Origin of the sequence: Bacillus sp. SIMBA_026 (assembly GCF_046535335.1) — a bacterium.
Taxonomy (GTDB): Bacteria; Bacillota; Bacilli; order Bacillales; family Bacillaceae; genus Bacillus; species Bacillus velezensis.
The window spans coordinates 1-266 of the sequence record NZ_JAWRWX010000215.1; the positions used below are offsets into that span (position 1 = coordinate 1).

At 40.6% G+C, this 266-nt stretch carries 1 protein-coding gene; it reads right to left on the minus strand.

All coding sequences use genetic code 11. The features are described from left to right. Positions 1-266 (minus strand): hypothetical protein (locus SB847_RS21245; protein ID WP_410578619.1); only part of this gene is annotated, 266 nt, incomplete at both ends.

Here is a 266-nt window from a genome sequence, read left to right on the forward strand (position 1 = left end):
GTTATATCCCCGCTAACCAACCGAATTTCCAACCCACCATTAAAGCCTTCAGCAACGACTTCCATAGACACGCCATTCACTTTTATATCCATAGAGTCAGGCAAGTATATTTTCAGATCGGAACCTTTATCATCCGAAGAAAAGTTAAATCCTCTTTCTTGCGGGGTCTCAACTTTAATTTGGATACGACTTCCCCTTTGTTCAAAAATAAACCTCTCGGCTTTTTCATCTAATGTACCAACGACCCGTATCTCGTCTTTATCATG